Genomic DNA, 15,710 nt, shown 5'->3' with positions numbered 1-15,710 from the left:
CAACAATAAAAGTAGGGTAAATGGCAAGTTTTAGCTGCTGCCTTTACCCAAACGTCTAAACGTCGGGTATCATACAGCAGCGACGCAAAAGGGACGATTTATGAAAATTGCCAGCATCAATGTCAATGGTATTCGTGATGCCGTCGATCGTGGCTTCCTGGACTGGCTGGCTCAGCAGGATGTCGACGTGGTCTGCGTGCAGAACATCAAGGCAAAAAGTTTTGAACTGGGTGACCACATTCTCTATCCGGAAGGCTATGAAGGCTACTTCCTGGATGCCGAAGAGGACGGTTTCTCCGGTGTGGCACTCTATTGCCGCAAAATTCCCAAGGCGATTATGTATGGCCTTGGGTTTCCACAGTGTGATCATGAAGGACGTTTTCTGCAGGCGGATTATGAACGCTTCAGTATCGTCTCTTTCCTGATGCCTGATGGAAGTGACCAAAAAGCCAAACAGTCATTTATGGATCAGTACCAAGAGTACCTGACGAAGATGTCGCGCAAACGTCGCGAATACATCCTCTGCGGTACTTGGCATATTGCCCATAAAACCGTCGATTTGGCCAACTGGTCGGACAATCAGCTCACTTCGGGTTTTCGCCCGGAAGAGCGCGCCTGGATGGATCAGGTGCTTGGCCCCACCGGGTTTATCGACACCTTCCGCGAAATTAACCGCGATGCAGGTGAGTACACCTGGTGGCCGAAGCTTGACCAAGATGTGCCCCGTGAGCGCCAGGAAGGCTGGCGGATCGACTATCAGTTAGTCGGCCCCAACTTCCGCCGCCATGTGGTCGACGCGTGGATCGATTACGATGCGACCTTCTCAGAGTTCGCACCGCTGATCGTTGAGTACGACCTGGCGCTTTAAGCGCTAGACAACGCACTTTTCCCGCGTCGCAGTCTGTCAGTAGTGGTAATAAGCAACAAGCCGACCCTTGGGTCGGCTTGTTGCGTTGTGCCTAGGAAAGAATCTAAATAACCATTAGTTACTGATCTTTAAAATAATCGTTATAAATTTTGTCGAATGTTCCATCTTCTTTAATTTCTTGCATCGCCTTATCAAAAGCTTCTATCAGCGCTTCATCTCGTGGGCGGAAAGCAGCACCAATACCGGGGCCATAAATCGACTCAGGGCCGGTAATTAAATCCCCAGTTTGTATAAAACGCTCGTCTTGAAGCATCGTTTCTTGAGCAAGAGAATAGGCAGTGAAAACAAGGTCAAGGCGCTCCGCATGCATGTCGGTAACTACAGAGCCTGAATCACTATATCGATGAATATCCGCATCAGGATAGTAGGTAGTAACATATTCATCTTGAATAGTGGCTTGCTGCACACCGATTGCTACATCTGCCAAGTCACCTTCTAGATCGTACTCGTTATTTATGTTTTTAACCCAAACGGATGGTACTTGGTAGTAGGGAGCCGAGAAGCTAACTTGCCGTGAACGCTCTTCCGTGATGTTCATTGCTGACGCTATAAGGTCGTATTTGCGGGCCATTAACCCAGGAATAATTCCATCCCAACCTTGTTCTACCCATTCGCATTCGCGCTGCATGTGTTCACAAGCAGCATTGACTAATTCAACTTCAAACCCTGTGATGGTGCCATCAGGCTCTTTATATTGATAAGGCGCATAGGGAACATCGACCCCAATACGTAGTGGTTTACTATCAGCATGGGCGAGACCGCCGATTAATACTGTCGTGAAAAGTAAGCAGCAGGTGGCTTGACGCATTTCGTATTCCTCTTGGTTTTATCGATGGTTGTGTGAGGCGTCGTACTCTCGGTATAAAGTTTTTGTTAGTTAATTTTGCTAAAGCGCGCGCTGGAAAATTCGCTAAATTCATGGCTCAATCGGTCATGCAGCAAGGCTTGAGCCAGCTCTTCGGCGTGGAAAGCAGCTAAACTAATTCCGCTATGACAATTGATGTTATAGGCACCTGGGTAGGCTTTGGACGATTCATACAGTGGAAACCCATCAGGTGTCATTACTCGTAATGCACCCCAAGCACGCACTATGTTGGCGTTCTTCAGGTGCGGGTAAATACGCACCCCACGAGCTGCTAATTTCGCCATGATGCTGGTAGTCGCATCCCGGTTTAGACCTGCATGTTCATGGGTGTCACCGATCAAGTAGCTACCGTTACCGGTTTGCCTTATCTGAGGTGTAGGAAGTTGCGATATCAGAGGCATTTTTTCCGTTACGAGGATCTGCCCTCGCAAGGGAAACACTTCTCCGCTCAGGCCCAACATGGGGGAGAGGTGCTTCGCTCCTAGGCCTGCAGCTACGATAATACGCTCGGCTGAAAAGTTACCGCCTAGAGTATTGGCAGTGAAGCCAACGATATTTGATTCGAGGCGCTGAACCGAGCAGCCTGGGTGATAGCTAAGACCCATCTTAAGGCTGGCTGTTAATAGTGCTCGCAAAAGCAATAGCGGATTACAATGACCATCATGGGGAGACCAAGTGCCCCCGTGAATGCTTTCGCCCAAGCCAGGGAGATGGGTTAACAGAGCCTGTCTATCTAAGTATTCCCATTGAAAATAGCGTGCGAGATAGGGGGATGAAGCCTGAAGTTTACGATAGTTGGCCACACGTGCTTCGGCTTCCTGAACGTCAAAGCAAATATCAATACCGCCCTGGCGAGAGTATTCAAGTAGTACACCACTGCGCTCGCTAAGCTCACTAGCAAAGAAAGGCCATGCATTGCTCGACTGTAGACTCAACTCGGCATAACGAGGCATGCCTATACCTTTTCCTTGTACCCACGTTAGTCCGGCATTACCTCGTGATGCGCGTAAAACATCATCTCCTTCGTCTAGCATGATAACTTTTTGACCTCTGCGCAGTAGGCCATAGGCAACAGCCATGCCTACTACGCCACCACCAATAATTAAGAAGTCAAATTGCATGCCGCTAGCTCAATCTAGTTTAAGTAAGCTCGACTATAGGTAGGGATAGGCTATACGATCCAATACCAATAATTGTCCACTTCATGCGTAAAAGTTATGACTATGCCCTCTCTTCATTTGCGCGACCGCCAGATCCTTGCTTTTAAGCATGTCATGGAGATCGGTACTGTTTCCGGTGCCGCCAGGCGTATGCTGATTGCACAACCGGGCGTCACGCGCCTGCTCAAGCAACTGGAACATGACGTAGGGTTCACGCTATTCGAGCGTGTTCGGGGGCGTCTGGTGCCGACACCGGAGGCGCGCCTATTTCATCGCGAGGTACAGAAGGTATGGAGCGGTATGGAGCACTTGCGCAGTACCGCACGGCGGATCAGCGAGCGTGAAGTCGGGGGGCTGCGTATCAGTGCCATGCCTTTGCTGGGAATGACCTTCCTGCCCGATGTATTGGCGGACTTCGCGCCTGGCCATCCCGATGCCAGGATTGAGCTGGCCACTTTCCGCTCAGACCAGGTAGTAGAAGACGTACTCACCCAGCGCTGTGACTTAGGCTTTGCTATTGTTTCTGCAATTGATGACCGCATGAACAGCGACGTATTTCATCTCGACAGCCTATGCGCGCTACCCTCTGGCCATCCCCTTGCGGAACGTGACACGGTGGAAGTGGATGATCTTGCCAATGAGACCCTGATCTGCTTCGAGCCGCAGGATCCCTTGCGCCTCGACCTGGAGCGGTTGATGGAAGCAAGACAGTTACTCCCCAGACGGCGCTTAGAAGTCTCGCTGGCCCTGCAAGCGATCCGGCTAGTCGGCCGAGGAGTGGGCATCGCGATCCTCGACCCCATCAGCGCTAGAGCTTTCAGCGACATGAACTTGGTATTACGGCCTTTTTCTCCCTTGTTAGGAGAGGATTTTGCTTTGCTAACGCCACGTGACCAACCCGTATCTCAGCTCGCCCAGGAGTTTATCAGCGTGTTTCGCCAACGCTTCTCAAAAGCCACCCGACTGACATGGGATCGTCAGAAAAATGATTAATCTTCGCCAGATAGAAGCCTTTCGGGCGGTAATGATCCACAAGACAGTGACGCGTGCCGCTCAGACACTGCATGTTTCCCAGCCTGCCGTCAGTCGTTTGGTCGGGGATCTAGAATTCCATGTGGGATTTGCGCTTTTCCAACGCCACAAGGGTAGATTAATTCCCACGCCGGAAGCGTTAGCCCTCTATGAAGACGTGGAGCGCGCCTTTGTCGGCCTGGATAAAATTACCGATACGGCTCGCGAAATTCGTGAATTTCGTACCGGCCGATTGCTGCTAAGCTGCATGCCCGCTTTGGCGTTGAATGCCCTGCCGGCGATGGTTAACACTTTCTCTGAACGACATCCCGGCATCACTATTTCCCTACAGGTGCATAGCTCCCAGCGGGTGCTGGAGTGGGTGGCGACACAACAGTGCGATGCCGGCCTGATAGGCATGCAACTGGTCGACCCCTCCGTCACCATTCGCCCGATTGCCAGTGGTGCGTTGCGGCTAGTGATGCTGCCCAATCACCCCCTTGCCAACCAGCCTGTTGTGCACATTGATGATCTCGAGGGGGAGTCTTTTGTCTCTCTCGGGCAAACTCAGGATGTCAGGCCGCTTATTGACCAGGTCTTCCAGCAGGCGGGCATCAAACGCCGAATGCGTATAGAGACCCAATTGTCGAGTGTGGCTTGCGAGCTGATCCTGGCGGGAGCTGGGGTATCGTTGATCGACCCGATCACCGCGGATAGCTACCTTTCGCGCGGCTTGGTGTCGCGTCCCTTTACCCCCGAAATTCCCTTTCATTACAGTGCTGTACTTCCTGCTTTCCGACCACCGTCACGATTGGTGCTGGAGTTTCTCGATGAGTTGAAACGATATCTTACCGATCAGCTTTCCGCGTCGTCCACGCCATTAACCCATAACATTAGCGAATAGGATGGCTAACAAAAGGCATTAGCCCTGATGACAAAAGCGATGCTAGCTTAAATTCCAGGTCGCACTGCCCACGCCTTCTGACCGTTTTCTAGCAATAACAGAAGCGGTGGCGGCCATTGATAACAACAAGCAAAACATCGACATCAATGACAGGACACTGCAAGCATGAAAAAAATGACTAGCCAAACGACTGCTATGGCGGGACTGCTGTTTCTCGGCATCAATACCGCTTTCGCTGAACCGCTTTATGTCGGCTCCTACGGGGGCTCTACCGAGCAAGCCATGCGCGATGGGATCATTCCAGCGTTTCTCGAAGAGCATGACGCGGAAATCATCTACGTGGCAGGTAACTCCACCGATACCCTGGCCAAGCTACAAGCCCAGCGTGGTGACCAGGAGCTGGATGTGGTGCTGATGGACGATGGCCCCATGTACCAAGCCGTCAACCTGGGTTTCTGCTCGCCGATGCAAGATACCGCCATGCTCGATGACGTCTACGACATCGCGCGTTTCCCCGATGACAAGGCCGTCGGGGTTGGTCTGGTCGCTTCCGGGTTTGCCTACAATGCCGACATGTTCGAGCGTAATGGCTGGGAGCCGCCCTCCTCATGGAAAGACTTGGCCGATGAAAAATTCGCCGGCAAGCTGGTCGTTCCTTCCATCAGTAACACCTATGGTGTACATGCCCTGGTAATGGCGGCGCGTCTCAACGGGGGAAGCGAAAGCGATATCGACCCCGGTTTCGAATTCATGCAAGAGCAAGTCGCGCCTAACATCCTCTCTTTCGAGCCTTCGGCGGGCAAGATGTCCGAGCTGTTCCAGAATGAAGAAATCGCTCTGTCGGTCTGGGGCAGCGGGCGCTTGCGTGCGCTGGCCAGCACAGGCTTCCCGGGCGCCTTCGCTTACCCCGAAGAGGGGGCGGTCGCCTTGATGGTGGCTGCCTGTGTCATCGAAGGCAGCGAGGAGCGTGAACTGGCCGAGGCCTTTATCGAACACCTGCTGGCACCGGAATCACAGGAGCTGCTGGCCGACACCCAGGGTTGGGGCCCCGCACAGCGGCATGCCCAGTTATCCGACGAATTGGCAAGCGTGCTTCCCTATGGTGAAAAGGTCGACCAACTAGTGGCCGTGGACTGGGATGTCATCAATCCTAACCGTCTCGAGTGGACCAATCGTTGGAACCGTCAGGTTGAGCGCTAGACACGCGTCAACCCCGTTCCTTCGTTGATATCCACTAAAGACACCACACCCTTGCCTCCTTAGATGGGCAAGGGTGTGGAGGAGTTCTGCCATGAGTTTCCTTCGTTTAGAGTCGTTGACCAAGTGCTTCGGCAGCAATACTGCCGTGCAAGACATCACCCTCGATATCGACCAGGGCGAGTTCGTCTCGCTACTCGGTCCGTCGGGTTGCGGCAAGACGACCACCCTGCAAATGATTGCCGGCTTCGTTGAGCCCACTCGCGGACGTATCCTGATGAAGGGTGAGGACATTACGTCCTGCAAGCCCAATCAACGAGGCATCGGTATCGTGTTCCAGAGCTATGCCCTGTTTCCCCACATGACCGTGGCGGAAAACGTTCGTTTCGGCCTGGAAATGCGCAAGATCCCTGCCGGTGAAAGCCGCCAGCAGGTCAGTGAAGCACTGGAGCTGGTGCGTCTCGATCACCTCGAAGATCGTTATCCTCGCGAGCTGTCGGGTGGCCAACGCCAGCGGGTGGCCCTGGCCCGAGCGCTGGTCATTCGGCCACCGTTGCTACTGCTTGATGAGCCGCTTTCCAACCTCGATGCACAACTGAGAGAAAACATGCAGATCGAGCTGCGTAATATCCAGCAGCAGGTCGGCACCACGACCCTGATGGTAACCCATGATCAATCGGAGGCGCTTTCGCTCAGTGATCGTGTCGTAGTGATGAATCAGGGCAAGGTGGTACAGGTGGACGAACCCTTTGCAGCCTACGAGAACCCGAGAGACAACTTCGTTTCTTCGTTTGTCGGCAAGACCAACCTGTTTGACTGCCACATAGACCAGCGTGAAGGCAGCCAGGCCCACGTCACGCTCGGCGACTGCCGGCTCGAGATCGCTGTGCCCGATGAGATCAAGGGGAACAAGATTCAGCTGTCGATTCGCCCGGAAAAGCTGGAGTTGACTCAGCACACGGCCGGCCAGTTACAGGGGCGTGTGCGGACACGACTGTTCCTGGGCAACCACTGGCTGTATCAAGTCGACAGTAGTGCCGGCGAGCTGTTGATCACTCAGCCGAACCTGGGTGCCCAAGGGGCGGCGGTAGGCGATGATGTCGGTATTTGCTGGCAAGACGGGGCGGTACGTGTCCTGGGGGAGCAAGCAAATGGCTGAGCTTGTTTCCCATCTTCCCTCTTCGACACCCCGGGCCCGCTCGCTTAATCCGGTGCCGTGGTTGTTGAGCGCCCCAGGTGCCGTTTTCTTTCTCGCCCTGCTGGGCATGCCGCTGATCATGACGCTGATACTCAGTTTCAACAGTTTTGATTATTCGGTCGGCATCGTCTCGTCATTCGGCCTCGAAAACTATATCGAGGTTCTGCAAGACAGTTATTTTCACGAGATATTTCTGCGCACCTACGGCATCAGCATTGCGGTAGTGGTGCTGTGTATCTTGATCGGCGTGCCGGAGGCCTACATTCTTTCGCGCATGCGCAGTCCATGGCGCTCGCTGTTTCTTGTCATCACCCTGGCGCCGCTATTGATTTCAGTGGTCGTGCGAACGCTTGGCTGGGTTCTGTTGATCGGTGGCAACGGCTTGCTTGGCAAGTTTCTGGAAGGAAGCGGTATTGCCGAGTCCAGTGCCGGTAACTTGATGTATACCCACACGGGAGTGATTCTCGCGCTGGTTCATGTGCTGGTACCGCTGATGGTGATTTCGGTATGGGCCGCCCTGCAGAAGCTCGATCCTGCCGTCGAACATGCCGGCCTTTCTTTGGGCGCTAGCCATGCCACCGTCTTTCGTCGAGTGGTCATACCCCAGGTACTGCCCGGAATCCTCTCCGGCAGCTTGATCGTCTTTGCCTTGTCCGCCAGCGCCTTCGCCACGCCGGCCATTATCGGTGGGCGGCGTCTCAAGGTGGCGGCCACCGCTGCTTACGACGAATATCTCAGCACCATGAATTGGCCGCTCGGGGCGGCGATCGCCATCGTGCTGCTGGTGGCCAATGTCGTCGTGGTGATGAGCTACAACCGCATGATGGAGCGGCGTTTCCGCCGTACCCTGGGCTAGGAGTCATCACGATGCTACGTAATAGTAAACTCGCCCTGGCGTTTCACACGCTATTCGTCATTTTCCTGCTGGCCCCACTGGTGGTGGTAATGCTGGTGGCCTTCACGCCGCATGGCTATCTCTCCTACCCCACGGACGGGTTCTCGCTGCGCTGGTTCACGGCAATCTTCGAGCACCACGACTTCATCCGTGCTTTCTGGAATAGCCTATATCTCGGCATTGCTGCCGCCAGTTTCTCGGCCTTGCTGGCGGTGCCCGCGGCGCTGGCCATTGTTCGTTACCGGTTCCGTGGCCGTGACGCGTTGGTTGGTTTATTCCTGTCGCCGCTGATGATCCCCCATGTCGTTCTCGGGGTGGCGTTTTTGAGCTTTTTCTCCCAGATAGGCATTTACGGTAGCTTCTGGGCATTGATTGCGGCCCATGTGATTATCGTCATGCCCTACACCATGCGCTTGGTGATGGCATCGGTATTCGGCATGGATCGTAGCGCTGAAAAGGCCGCCTTGTCGCTGGGGGCTTCCCAATGGACGACGTTTCGACGTATCACCATGCCGATGATTCTTCCTGGCGTCGCAGGGGGCTGGATATTGGCGTTCACCACCAGCTTCGATGAATTGTCCATGACCATTTTCGTGGCCTCGCCCAGCACGACCACGCTACCTGTACAGATGTATAACCATATCGCTCACACCGTCGATCCGCTGATCGCCTCGGTCTCTACCGTGCTGATCGTGCTGACGGTGCTGTTCATGGTGCTGCTCGACCGGTTCTACGGAATCGACAAAGTTCTCATCGGCAAGGGTTAAGGAGCCAGCTATGCAGCAGTGTGATTTCGCCGTGATCGGCGGGGGACTAGTAGGCAGTGCGATTGCCTATGGGCTGGCCAGCCAAGGCCATCAGGTCAGCGTCCTGGATGAAGGCGATGTAGCCTATCGTGCCTCGCGCGGCAATTTCGGGTTGGTATGGGTGCAAGGCAAGGGGCAGGAGATCCCTCTCTATTCGCGATGGAGCATGCGCTCGGCTTCCCTGTGGGCGGCACTTTCCCAGGAGCTCTTTGAGCTGACGGGAGTCGCCACCCAGCATCACAACCCCGGCGGCGTCCATCTCTGCTATAGCCAAGCGGAGCTGGCGAATCGCGAGGTGGAACTCAATGCGCTAGCCCAGGCGACCGGTCGTCAGTTCACGTTCGACATGCTGGATCACGACCAGCTACGCGACTTGATCCCCGAGATCGGCGAAAGCGTTACCGGTGCTTCATGGTCAAGCTGGGATGGCCACGCCAATCCTCTCTATCTGTTGCGTGCCCTGCATAATGGGATTCGTCACTACGGCGGGGAGTTCGTGCCCGGCAGTAAAGTCAATCGTATTCGGCGCAATGGCGGAAGCTTCGTGATCGAACGTGATCACCAGACCCTCACCGTTGGACGAGTCATTTTGGCAGCCGGGCTCGGCAATCGAGAGCTGGCCCCGCAAGTCGGGCTCGATGCACCGCTTGTACCCAATCGAGGCGAAATCCTGGTCACCGAACGCATGCGACCGTTGCTTGACCTGCCCACCACGTATCTGCGCCAGACCGGTGAGGGCTCGATACTGATGGGCGATTCCCATGAAGATGTCGGCTTCGATGATGGCACCGAAACGCCGGTGCTGGCTCAAATCGCCCAGCGTGCCGTACGCGCATTGCCGGCACTTGCCAATACCCGAGTTGTTCGCAGCTGGGGAGCGTTACGGGTCATGACACCCGATGGCTACCCGCTTTATCAAGCATCCGAAAGCCACCCCGGGGCCTTTGTCGCCTGTTGCCATAGCGGCGTGACGCTGGCCGCCGCTCATGCGAAATGTCTGGCGCCCTGGTTCGCAGGCGCTGAAGCACCTTCTGAGATTACCCCTTTTACTGCGGAGAGATTCCATGTTCAAACGTCTATCCCCGCCTGAAGCCACTAACGAAGCGGTAGTAACTTTCCGCTTTGATGAGCAGACCGTGACGGCTCGCCCTGGCGATACAGTCGCTGCGGCATTACTCACTTCGGGTATTAGTATCTGCCGGAGTACGCCGGTTAGTAATGCCCCTCGTGCTCCTTACTGCATGATGGGTGTGTGCTTTGAATGTTTGGTGGAAGTTGATGGCAATCCCAATGTTCAGGCCTGCCAAGCGGAAGTTCGCGATGGGATGCATGTCCATACACAGCAGGGTGCCAGGAGATTAACTTCATGATTACGCATGACCTAGTTATTCTCGGTACCGGCCCAGCAGGTATGGCCGCAGCAACTACTGCCCTCGAACATGGCATTACGCCGGTGGTAATAGATGAGCAGCCTGCGGCGGGTGGTCAAATTTATCGTGCATTGGAACGTACACCTGTGCTCGATCGGCGGATTCTTGGCGAGGATTACTGGTCTGGTGAGTCTCTAATCAAGGGGCTTAAAGACCCTCAAATTGACTACCGCCCTGCATCCACCGTGTGGCAATTGACCCGGCAGCGCGAAATAGGGCTATTGCATGATGACAAGGCAGAAATGATCTGTGCGCGACATATCATTCTTGCTACAGGAGCCATGGAGCGGCCTATGCCAATAGCTGGTTGGACATTGCCAGGGGTCATGACAGCAGGAAGTGGTCAAATATTGCTCAAGAGTGCCGGGGCTGTGCCCCAGGCACCAGTCGTACTAGCCGGCTGTGGCCCCTTATTATTGCTGCTGGCCACTCAGTATCTTCGCGCAGGTGTCGAGATAGCGGCCATTCTTGATACAACGCCACGGGATCGCTATCGCGCCGCTCTCAAGCATGTTCCCGGTGCGTTACGTAATGTCAGCACTTTATTAAAAGGGGTGGGACTATTACGTGAACTACGTCGTGCAGGTGTTCGCCACATTAGAGGTGTAAGCGCTCTGCGTGCCGAAGGTAGTGGTCAGTTGGAGCGCGTTTTATGGAAGCAACAGGGCGATGATAATTGGCAGACACTTGAAACGCCTACCTTGCTGCTTCATCAAGGCGTTATCCCCAATACCCAAATCACTCGGGCGGTGGATTGCCACCATGAGTGGGATGAGCAGCAATTAGCTTGGCGACCACGTCTGGATGAGTGGCTGGGCACTGATATCCCAGGTATTGCCGTAGCGGGTGATGGAGGCGGTATCGTAGGAGCCAAGGCCGCGGCCATGCAAGGTCAATTAGCGGGGCTGGGGGCTGCCCTGGCGCTAGGTAAATTAACCTTGGAGAACAGTACTGAACGCGCCCAACCAATTCGTAAAGCACTCGCGCGTGACACCGCTATTAGGCCTTTTCTCGATGTGTTGTATAGACCTGCAAAACAATGGCGCTTACCCGATGACGATACGCTAGCCTGCCGATGCGAAGAGGTAACCGGCGGAGAAATCCGGCGTATGGCTGACATGGGCTGCCGGGGGCCCAACCAAACTAAGTCATTCACTCGTTGTGGCATGGGGCCGTGTCAAGGCCGTATGTGCGGTATTACCGTGAGCGAACTGCTAGCAGATGCCAATCAGCAGAGTGTTGAAGAAACCGGCTATTACAGACTGCGACCACCTTTCAAACCGATCACCCTCGGACAGCTTGCAAAGGCGGCGGAGGAAGGCTGATGGCTCGGCGCGTAGTTATTGTGGGCGCTGGCTTTCATGGCTGCAGTGCCGCGCTGCGGTTAAGTCTCCAAGGGTACGAAGTCACTGTCATCGACAAGGCCTATGCAGGCCGTCACGCCTCGGGCGTCAATGCAGGTGGTGTGAGGCGTTTAGGCCGACACCCTGCAGAGATCCCGTTGGCAGTAGCAGCTTGGGAGCGCTGGCAGTGCATGACCGACATCGTCGGTGACGACTGCGGATTTCGCCCCGTCGGGCAGGTCAAGGTGGCCGAAAACGATAAGGACATGGCCATCCTTGCCGACCGCGAGCGCCAGGTACGTGACCTGGGGTTTCACCATGAAGTCCTGATCGGCCGTGACGAGTTACACCGTCGGTTGCCAGCATTGGCCGACCACTGCCCGGGAGCGCTGGCGTGCGATGGCGATGGTTTTGCCAACCCCTATCGCACCGTTACCGCCTGGCGTCGAGAGGCCGAACGCCAGGGAGTCCGATTCCGTGAAGGTATCGAGATAACCGCCATTGAGTCCAAGGGAAACGGCTGGCGGCTGAGCGGCGGCGGTGAGCATTTCGATGCCGACTTGCTTGTCAATTGTGCTGGCGCTTGGGCAGGAGAGCTTTGCAAATGGTTAGGAGAGCCGGTTCCTCTCACTGCTGAAGCTCCCATGTTAATGATCACTGAGCGACTATCGCCATTTTTAGGAACAGTAGTGGGTGCCACTTCGCGGCCATTATCTTTTAAGCAGTTTGAGAACGGTACTGTTTTGATTGGAGGAGGGGTGCGCGGTGACGTAGATTCTGTTCGCCATGTGGCCGAAACCCGCTTGGATGGGCTGGCGGAGAATGCCGATACCGTCGTCAGCCTGTTTCCGTTCATGAAAGAGGCACGCATCATGCGAACCTGGGCAGGCGTTGAGGCAGTCATGAAGGATCACATTCCTGTCATCGGTCTCAGCAGTCAACACGATAATGTTATTCACGCTTTTGGGTTCTCAGCTCACGGCTATCAGTTAGGCCCCATTACTGGAGAAATAGTCGCCGACCTTGCCATGGAGCGAGAGCCCAAGCTCCCCATCACTCCTTTCTCTATTCAAAGATTTCAAACACCTTGTCCTGAATAGGACGAGTTAACGTACGCCAATTAAGGCAAACTGGAGAGTATTATGATTAAACGACATATCCAAACACCTATTATGCACCGCGCTGTAGAAGCGAATGGCTTTGTTTTCTTTGGTGGAATAATTGCTGATGATCTTACGCTTGATATGGCAGGTCAAACACGCCAAGTGCTTGATAAATTAGAAAGCTATCTAGCCGAAGCAGGTACAGATAATAAGCGAATCGTTACCGCAACTGCCTATGTCTCTGACTTGAACCTTAAGAAAGGTATGAACGATGTGTGGACTCAATGGTTTGAGGCTGACCATCTACCAGCCCGAGCGACATTAGGTGTTGCTGACCTTGGCGAGAATGTACTTTTAGAATTAGTAGTGACTGCGGTTAAGTAATTGCGTAACACTATTGCTGGCGAATTTTTACGCCAGCAATAGTGCTTGATTGCTCTACCTACTAACCACGAATACCCAGCGCTTCACGCTGATGGTCACGTAACGCATCGCCTGCCTTCTCGGCCAAGTCGAGCATGCCGTTTAGCTCGGCGCGGGTGAACGCACCCGCCTCGGCGGTGCCCTGTACTTCGATCAGCTCGCCGCTTTCGGTCATTACTACGTTTAGATCGGTATCGGCTTTACTGTCTTCCGGGTAGTCCAGATCCAGCACCGGCACACCTTTATAAATGCCCACGGAGATTGCGCTCACCAACTGCTTGAAAGGATCGCTTTTGATCTTCTTCTCGCGCTGCAGGTAGCGGATCGCATCGATCAGCGCTACGCAGCCACCGGTGATCGCCGCGGTGCGGGTGCCGCCGTCGGCCTGGATCACATCGCAATCCACGGTGATGGTGAACTCACCCAGCTTTTTCAAATTGACCGCTGCGCGCAGGCTGCGGCCAATCAAGCGCTGAATTTCCAGCGTGCGGCCGCCCTGCTTACCCTGGGTCGCTTCGCGGTTGCTGCGCGAATGCGTCGCGCGGGGCAGCATACCGTACTCAGCCGTTACCCAACCCTGATTCTTACCGCGCAGCCAACGCGGTACAGTGGCTTCTACGCTGGCGTTACACAGCACCTTGGTATCACCAAACTCCACCAGTACAGAACCTTCCGCATGGCGGGTGTAGTCGCGGGTCAGGCGAATGTCGCGGAGCTGGTCGGCCTCGCGGCCGCTGGGGCGCACTACATCAGGACGCTTAGCACTGCTCACAAATAGTACCTCTCAATAAACGCACAACTAGGAAAAGCCCTCCATTGTACACGTCTGAGGGTGCGCTGATTGGCTTAACGTCCAGCTAGCGTCATGAAGTAGGTTGGTTAGGTCAGTCGAGACGCCCTTCGTAAAGTTTCTTGAAAGCGGTATAACGCGCAGTGTGCAGTGCTTGCATTGCCAGGTCAGGCTCTAATGTTTGTTCGCCTGGGGTGAGGCCATTGGCAACGCTGAGCATCTCACCGTTGGCTTGGGCAGCCAGGGCCGCCACGGCTACTCCAAGTAGTACGGGTTCCGGCGCATCCGCCAGCACAACCCGGCAACCGGTACCGTCGGCATAGAGCTTGCGCAGCAGTGTTGAACGTCCATGCCCTCCGCTGAGGTGCAGGGTATCGATGGCATAACCATGGGCATTCATACGCTCTATGATGGCGCGGGTGCCGTAAACCAGCGAGGTGGCTGCCGCCCAATAGACCTTGATAAAGCTCTCGCGAGGCGTATCGAGGGTCAATCCAGTGATGGCGCCGCGAATTTCCGGATCGGCCAAGGGTGAGCGGTTGCCAATGAAGTCAGGACACACATGGATGTCAGGGGCAGGGTCACCGGTTGCCAAGCGCTCGAGTAGAAGGTCTGATAACGCGCCGTGAAGATCGTCGCCGAATTCACTGCTTGCTGAAAATAGGGCTGCCAGGTGATCTAGAAGGGCACCGGTAATGCTTTGCCCCCCTTCGTTGGCGACAAAACCGTCGCATAGCGCCCCCGGATAGGGGCCCCACACGCCGGGCACTTCTCGCCGCACGGGCTGGGCGCCGATATGACAAGTGGAAGTGCCGCCAATCACGGCAAGCCGGCGCTCGGGAGTGTCAGCGAGGCTTCTGCCTAGTGTGCCCAGCGCACCCGCATAAGCATCAATCATGCCCACTGCGAAGGTACACCGAGTCGTCAGTCCCAAGTCGTCAGCGGCTTCTTCGGTCAACTGCCCAAGCGCTACGCCCACGGGGAGAGCTTGTTCGGGCAGGCGGGCGCACTCGAGTACATCCTGCATATCGATCTGGTTTAGAAAGTCATGATCCCAGCCATGTCCAGGGCGCGGGTCAAATGTCCACTTGCAGGCGAGCATGCAGACCGAGCGTTCAAGCGAGCCGGTGCATTTAAAGCCCAGCCAATCGCCTAGGTCACCCGCATAGCCGATCTCTGCATAGAGCTCGGGTCGGTGCCGCTTCAACCACATGAGCTTAGGCATCTGCATCTCGGGAGACATGATGCCCCCCAGATTGCGCAGTGGCGCTGCCTGGGTAGCCGTGCACTCAGCGGCTTCTGCGGTTGCCCGATGATCCATCCACACAATGATATTCCACGCTTCATCACCCGGTGAGAGCGCTAGCGGCTTATCCTGCTTATCAAGGAGCACCAACGAGCAGGTGGCGCTCACCGACATACTGGTGATGGAATCGGACGTCACGTTGGCAGCCTCGCGGGCGCGCTGGGTCGCGCTGCATACCGCGCGCCAGATATCCGTTGAGCTTTGCTCCACGTGGTGCTCGGCAGGGCGATGCATTGCAATCGGTGTTTTCGCTTCGGCTAGCATCACGCCATCCGGCGTGAAAATGCCTGCTCGGGCGCTGCCAGTGCCGATATCGATGCCTAGAACATGTGCTTGATGACTCATGGGAAA

General features: G+C 55.3%; 16 protein-coding genes. 12 read left to right on the top strand and 4 right to left on the bottom strand.

The features are described 5' to 3' along the window. Positions 1-100: 100 nt before the first annotated feature. Complete coding sequence (locus OM794_RS22955; RefSeq protein WP_226249025.1) at positions 101-868, top strand: exodeoxyribonuclease III; 768 nt, start codon at positions 101-103, stop codon at positions 866-868. A 118-nt stretch (positions 869-986) separates the two neighbouring features. Here the strand turns inward: OM794_RS22955 and OM794_RS22950 are convergent, their stop codons facing one another. Then, a complete protein-coding gene (locus tag OM794_RS22950) occupies positions 987-1,736 on the bottom strand; it encodes a transporter substrate-binding domain-containing protein (RefSeq protein ID WP_226249031.1) in 750 nt (249 codons plus the stop codon). 65 nt (positions 1,737-1,801) lie between these two features. Then, complete coding sequence (locus tag OM794_RS22945; RefSeq protein ID WP_226249033.1) at positions 1,802-2,914, bottom strand: NAD(P)/FAD-dependent oxidoreductase; 1,113 nt, start codon at positions 2,912-2,914, stop codon at positions 1,802-1,804. A 96-nt stretch (positions 2,915-3,010) separates the two neighbouring features. Between OM794_RS22945 and OM794_RS22940 the strand changes: the two genes are divergently transcribed. From OM794_RS22940 to OM794_RS22890, 11 genes are all read left to right on the top strand, one after another. Further along, a complete protein-coding gene (locus OM794_RS22940; protein WP_226249035.1) occupies positions 3,011-3,946 on the top strand; it encodes a LysR family transcriptional regulator in 936 nt (311 codons plus the stop codon). Beyond that, complete coding sequence (locus tag OM794_RS22935) at positions 3,939-4,868, top strand: LysR substrate-binding domain-containing protein (RefSeq protein WP_226249044.1); 930 nt, start codon at positions 3,939-3,941, stop codon at positions 4,866-4,868. The genes OM794_RS22940 and OM794_RS22935 overlap by 8 nt, the downstream gene beginning before the upstream one ends. Positions 4,869-5,033: 165 nt before the next feature. Next, the gene (locus OM794_RS22930; RefSeq protein WP_226249047.1) at positions 5,034-6,068 is read left to right on the top strand and encodes an ABC transporter substrate-binding protein; all 1,035 of its coding nucleotides are present in this window, start codon (positions 5,034-5,036) and stop codon (positions 6,066-6,068) included. A 91-nt stretch (positions 6,069-6,159) separates the two neighbouring features. Further along, complete coding sequence (locus OM794_RS22925; protein ID WP_226249049.1) at positions 6,160-7,224, top strand: ABC transporter ATP-binding protein; 1,065 nt, start codon at positions 6,160-6,162, stop codon at positions 7,222-7,224. Then, positions 7,196-8,119: an ABC transporter permease gene (locus OM794_RS22920; protein ID WP_226249052.1), complete on the top strand. Its 924-nt coding sequence runs from the start codon at positions 7,196-7,198 to the stop codon at positions 8,117-8,119. Before OM794_RS22925 ends, OM794_RS22920 begins: the two co-directional genes overlap by 29 nt. An 11-nt stretch (positions 8,120-8,130) precedes the next feature. Next, the gene (locus OM794_RS22915) at positions 8,131-8,925 is read left to right on the top strand and encodes an ABC transporter permease (protein WP_159177844.1); all 795 of its coding nucleotides are present in this window, start codon (positions 8,131-8,133) and stop codon (positions 8,923-8,925) included. Positions 8,926-8,935: 10 nt separating this feature from the next. Continuing rightward, positions 8,936-10,054 (top strand): NAD(P)/FAD-dependent oxidoreductase, encoded by a 1,119-nt coding sequence (locus OM794_RS22910; RefSeq protein WP_226249053.1) that lies wholly within the window; start codon positions 8,936-8,938, stop codon positions 10,052-10,054. Continuing rightward, positions 10,029-10,334: a (2Fe-2S)-binding protein gene (locus tag OM794_RS22905; RefSeq protein WP_159177842.1), complete on the top strand. Its 306-nt coding sequence runs from the start codon at positions 10,029-10,031 to the stop codon at positions 10,332-10,334. The genes OM794_RS22910 and OM794_RS22905 overlap by 26 nt, the downstream gene beginning before the upstream one ends. Then, positions 10,331-11,719, top strand: coding sequence for an NAD(P)/FAD-dependent oxidoreductase (locus tag OM794_RS22900; protein WP_159177841.1), 1,389 nt, complete (start codon positions 10,331-10,333; stop codon positions 11,717-11,719). The genes OM794_RS22905 and OM794_RS22900 overlap by 4 nt, the downstream gene beginning before the upstream one ends. Further along, on the top strand, positions 11,719-12,837 hold the full coding sequence (locus OM794_RS22895) for an NAD(P)/FAD-dependent oxidoreductase (RefSeq protein WP_226249054.1): 1,119 nt from the start codon (positions 11,719-11,721) through the stop codon (positions 12,835-12,837). The genes OM794_RS22900 and OM794_RS22895 overlap by 1 nt, the downstream gene beginning before the upstream one ends. Positions 12,838-12,879: 42 nt before the next feature. Next, positions 12,880-13,224: a RidA family protein gene (locus OM794_RS22890; protein ID WP_159177839.1), complete on the top strand. Its 345-nt coding sequence runs from the start codon at positions 12,880-12,882 to the stop codon at positions 13,222-13,224. A gap of 61 nt (positions 13,225-13,285) precedes the next feature. Here the strand turns inward: OM794_RS22890 and rph are convergent, their stop codons facing one another. Together rph and OM794_RS22880 are read right to left on the bottom strand one after the other, a co-directional pair. Beyond that, on the bottom strand, positions 13,286-14,008 hold the full coding sequence (gene rph, locus OM794_RS22885) for a ribonuclease PH (protein WP_226249365.1): 723 nt from the start codon (positions 14,006-14,008) through the stop codon (positions 13,286-13,288). Between the two features lie 139 nt (positions 14,009-14,147). Continuing rightward, positions 14,148-15,704 carry an FGGY family pentulose kinase gene (locus OM794_RS22880; RefSeq protein WP_226249055.1) on the bottom strand — a complete coding sequence of 519 codons (1,557 nt, stop codon included), beginning with the start codon at positions 15,702-15,704 and terminating at the stop codon, positions 14,148-14,150. Between the last annotated feature and the right edge of the window lie 6 nt (positions 15,705-15,710).

This window comes from Halomonas sp. BDJS001, assembly GCF_026104355.1.
GTDB lineage: Bacteria > Pseudomonadota > Gammaproteobacteria > Pseudomonadales > Halomonadaceae > Vreelandella.
Note: the sequence above shows the minus strand (reverse complement) of the source record. Positions and strands in the feature narration are given on the sequence as shown.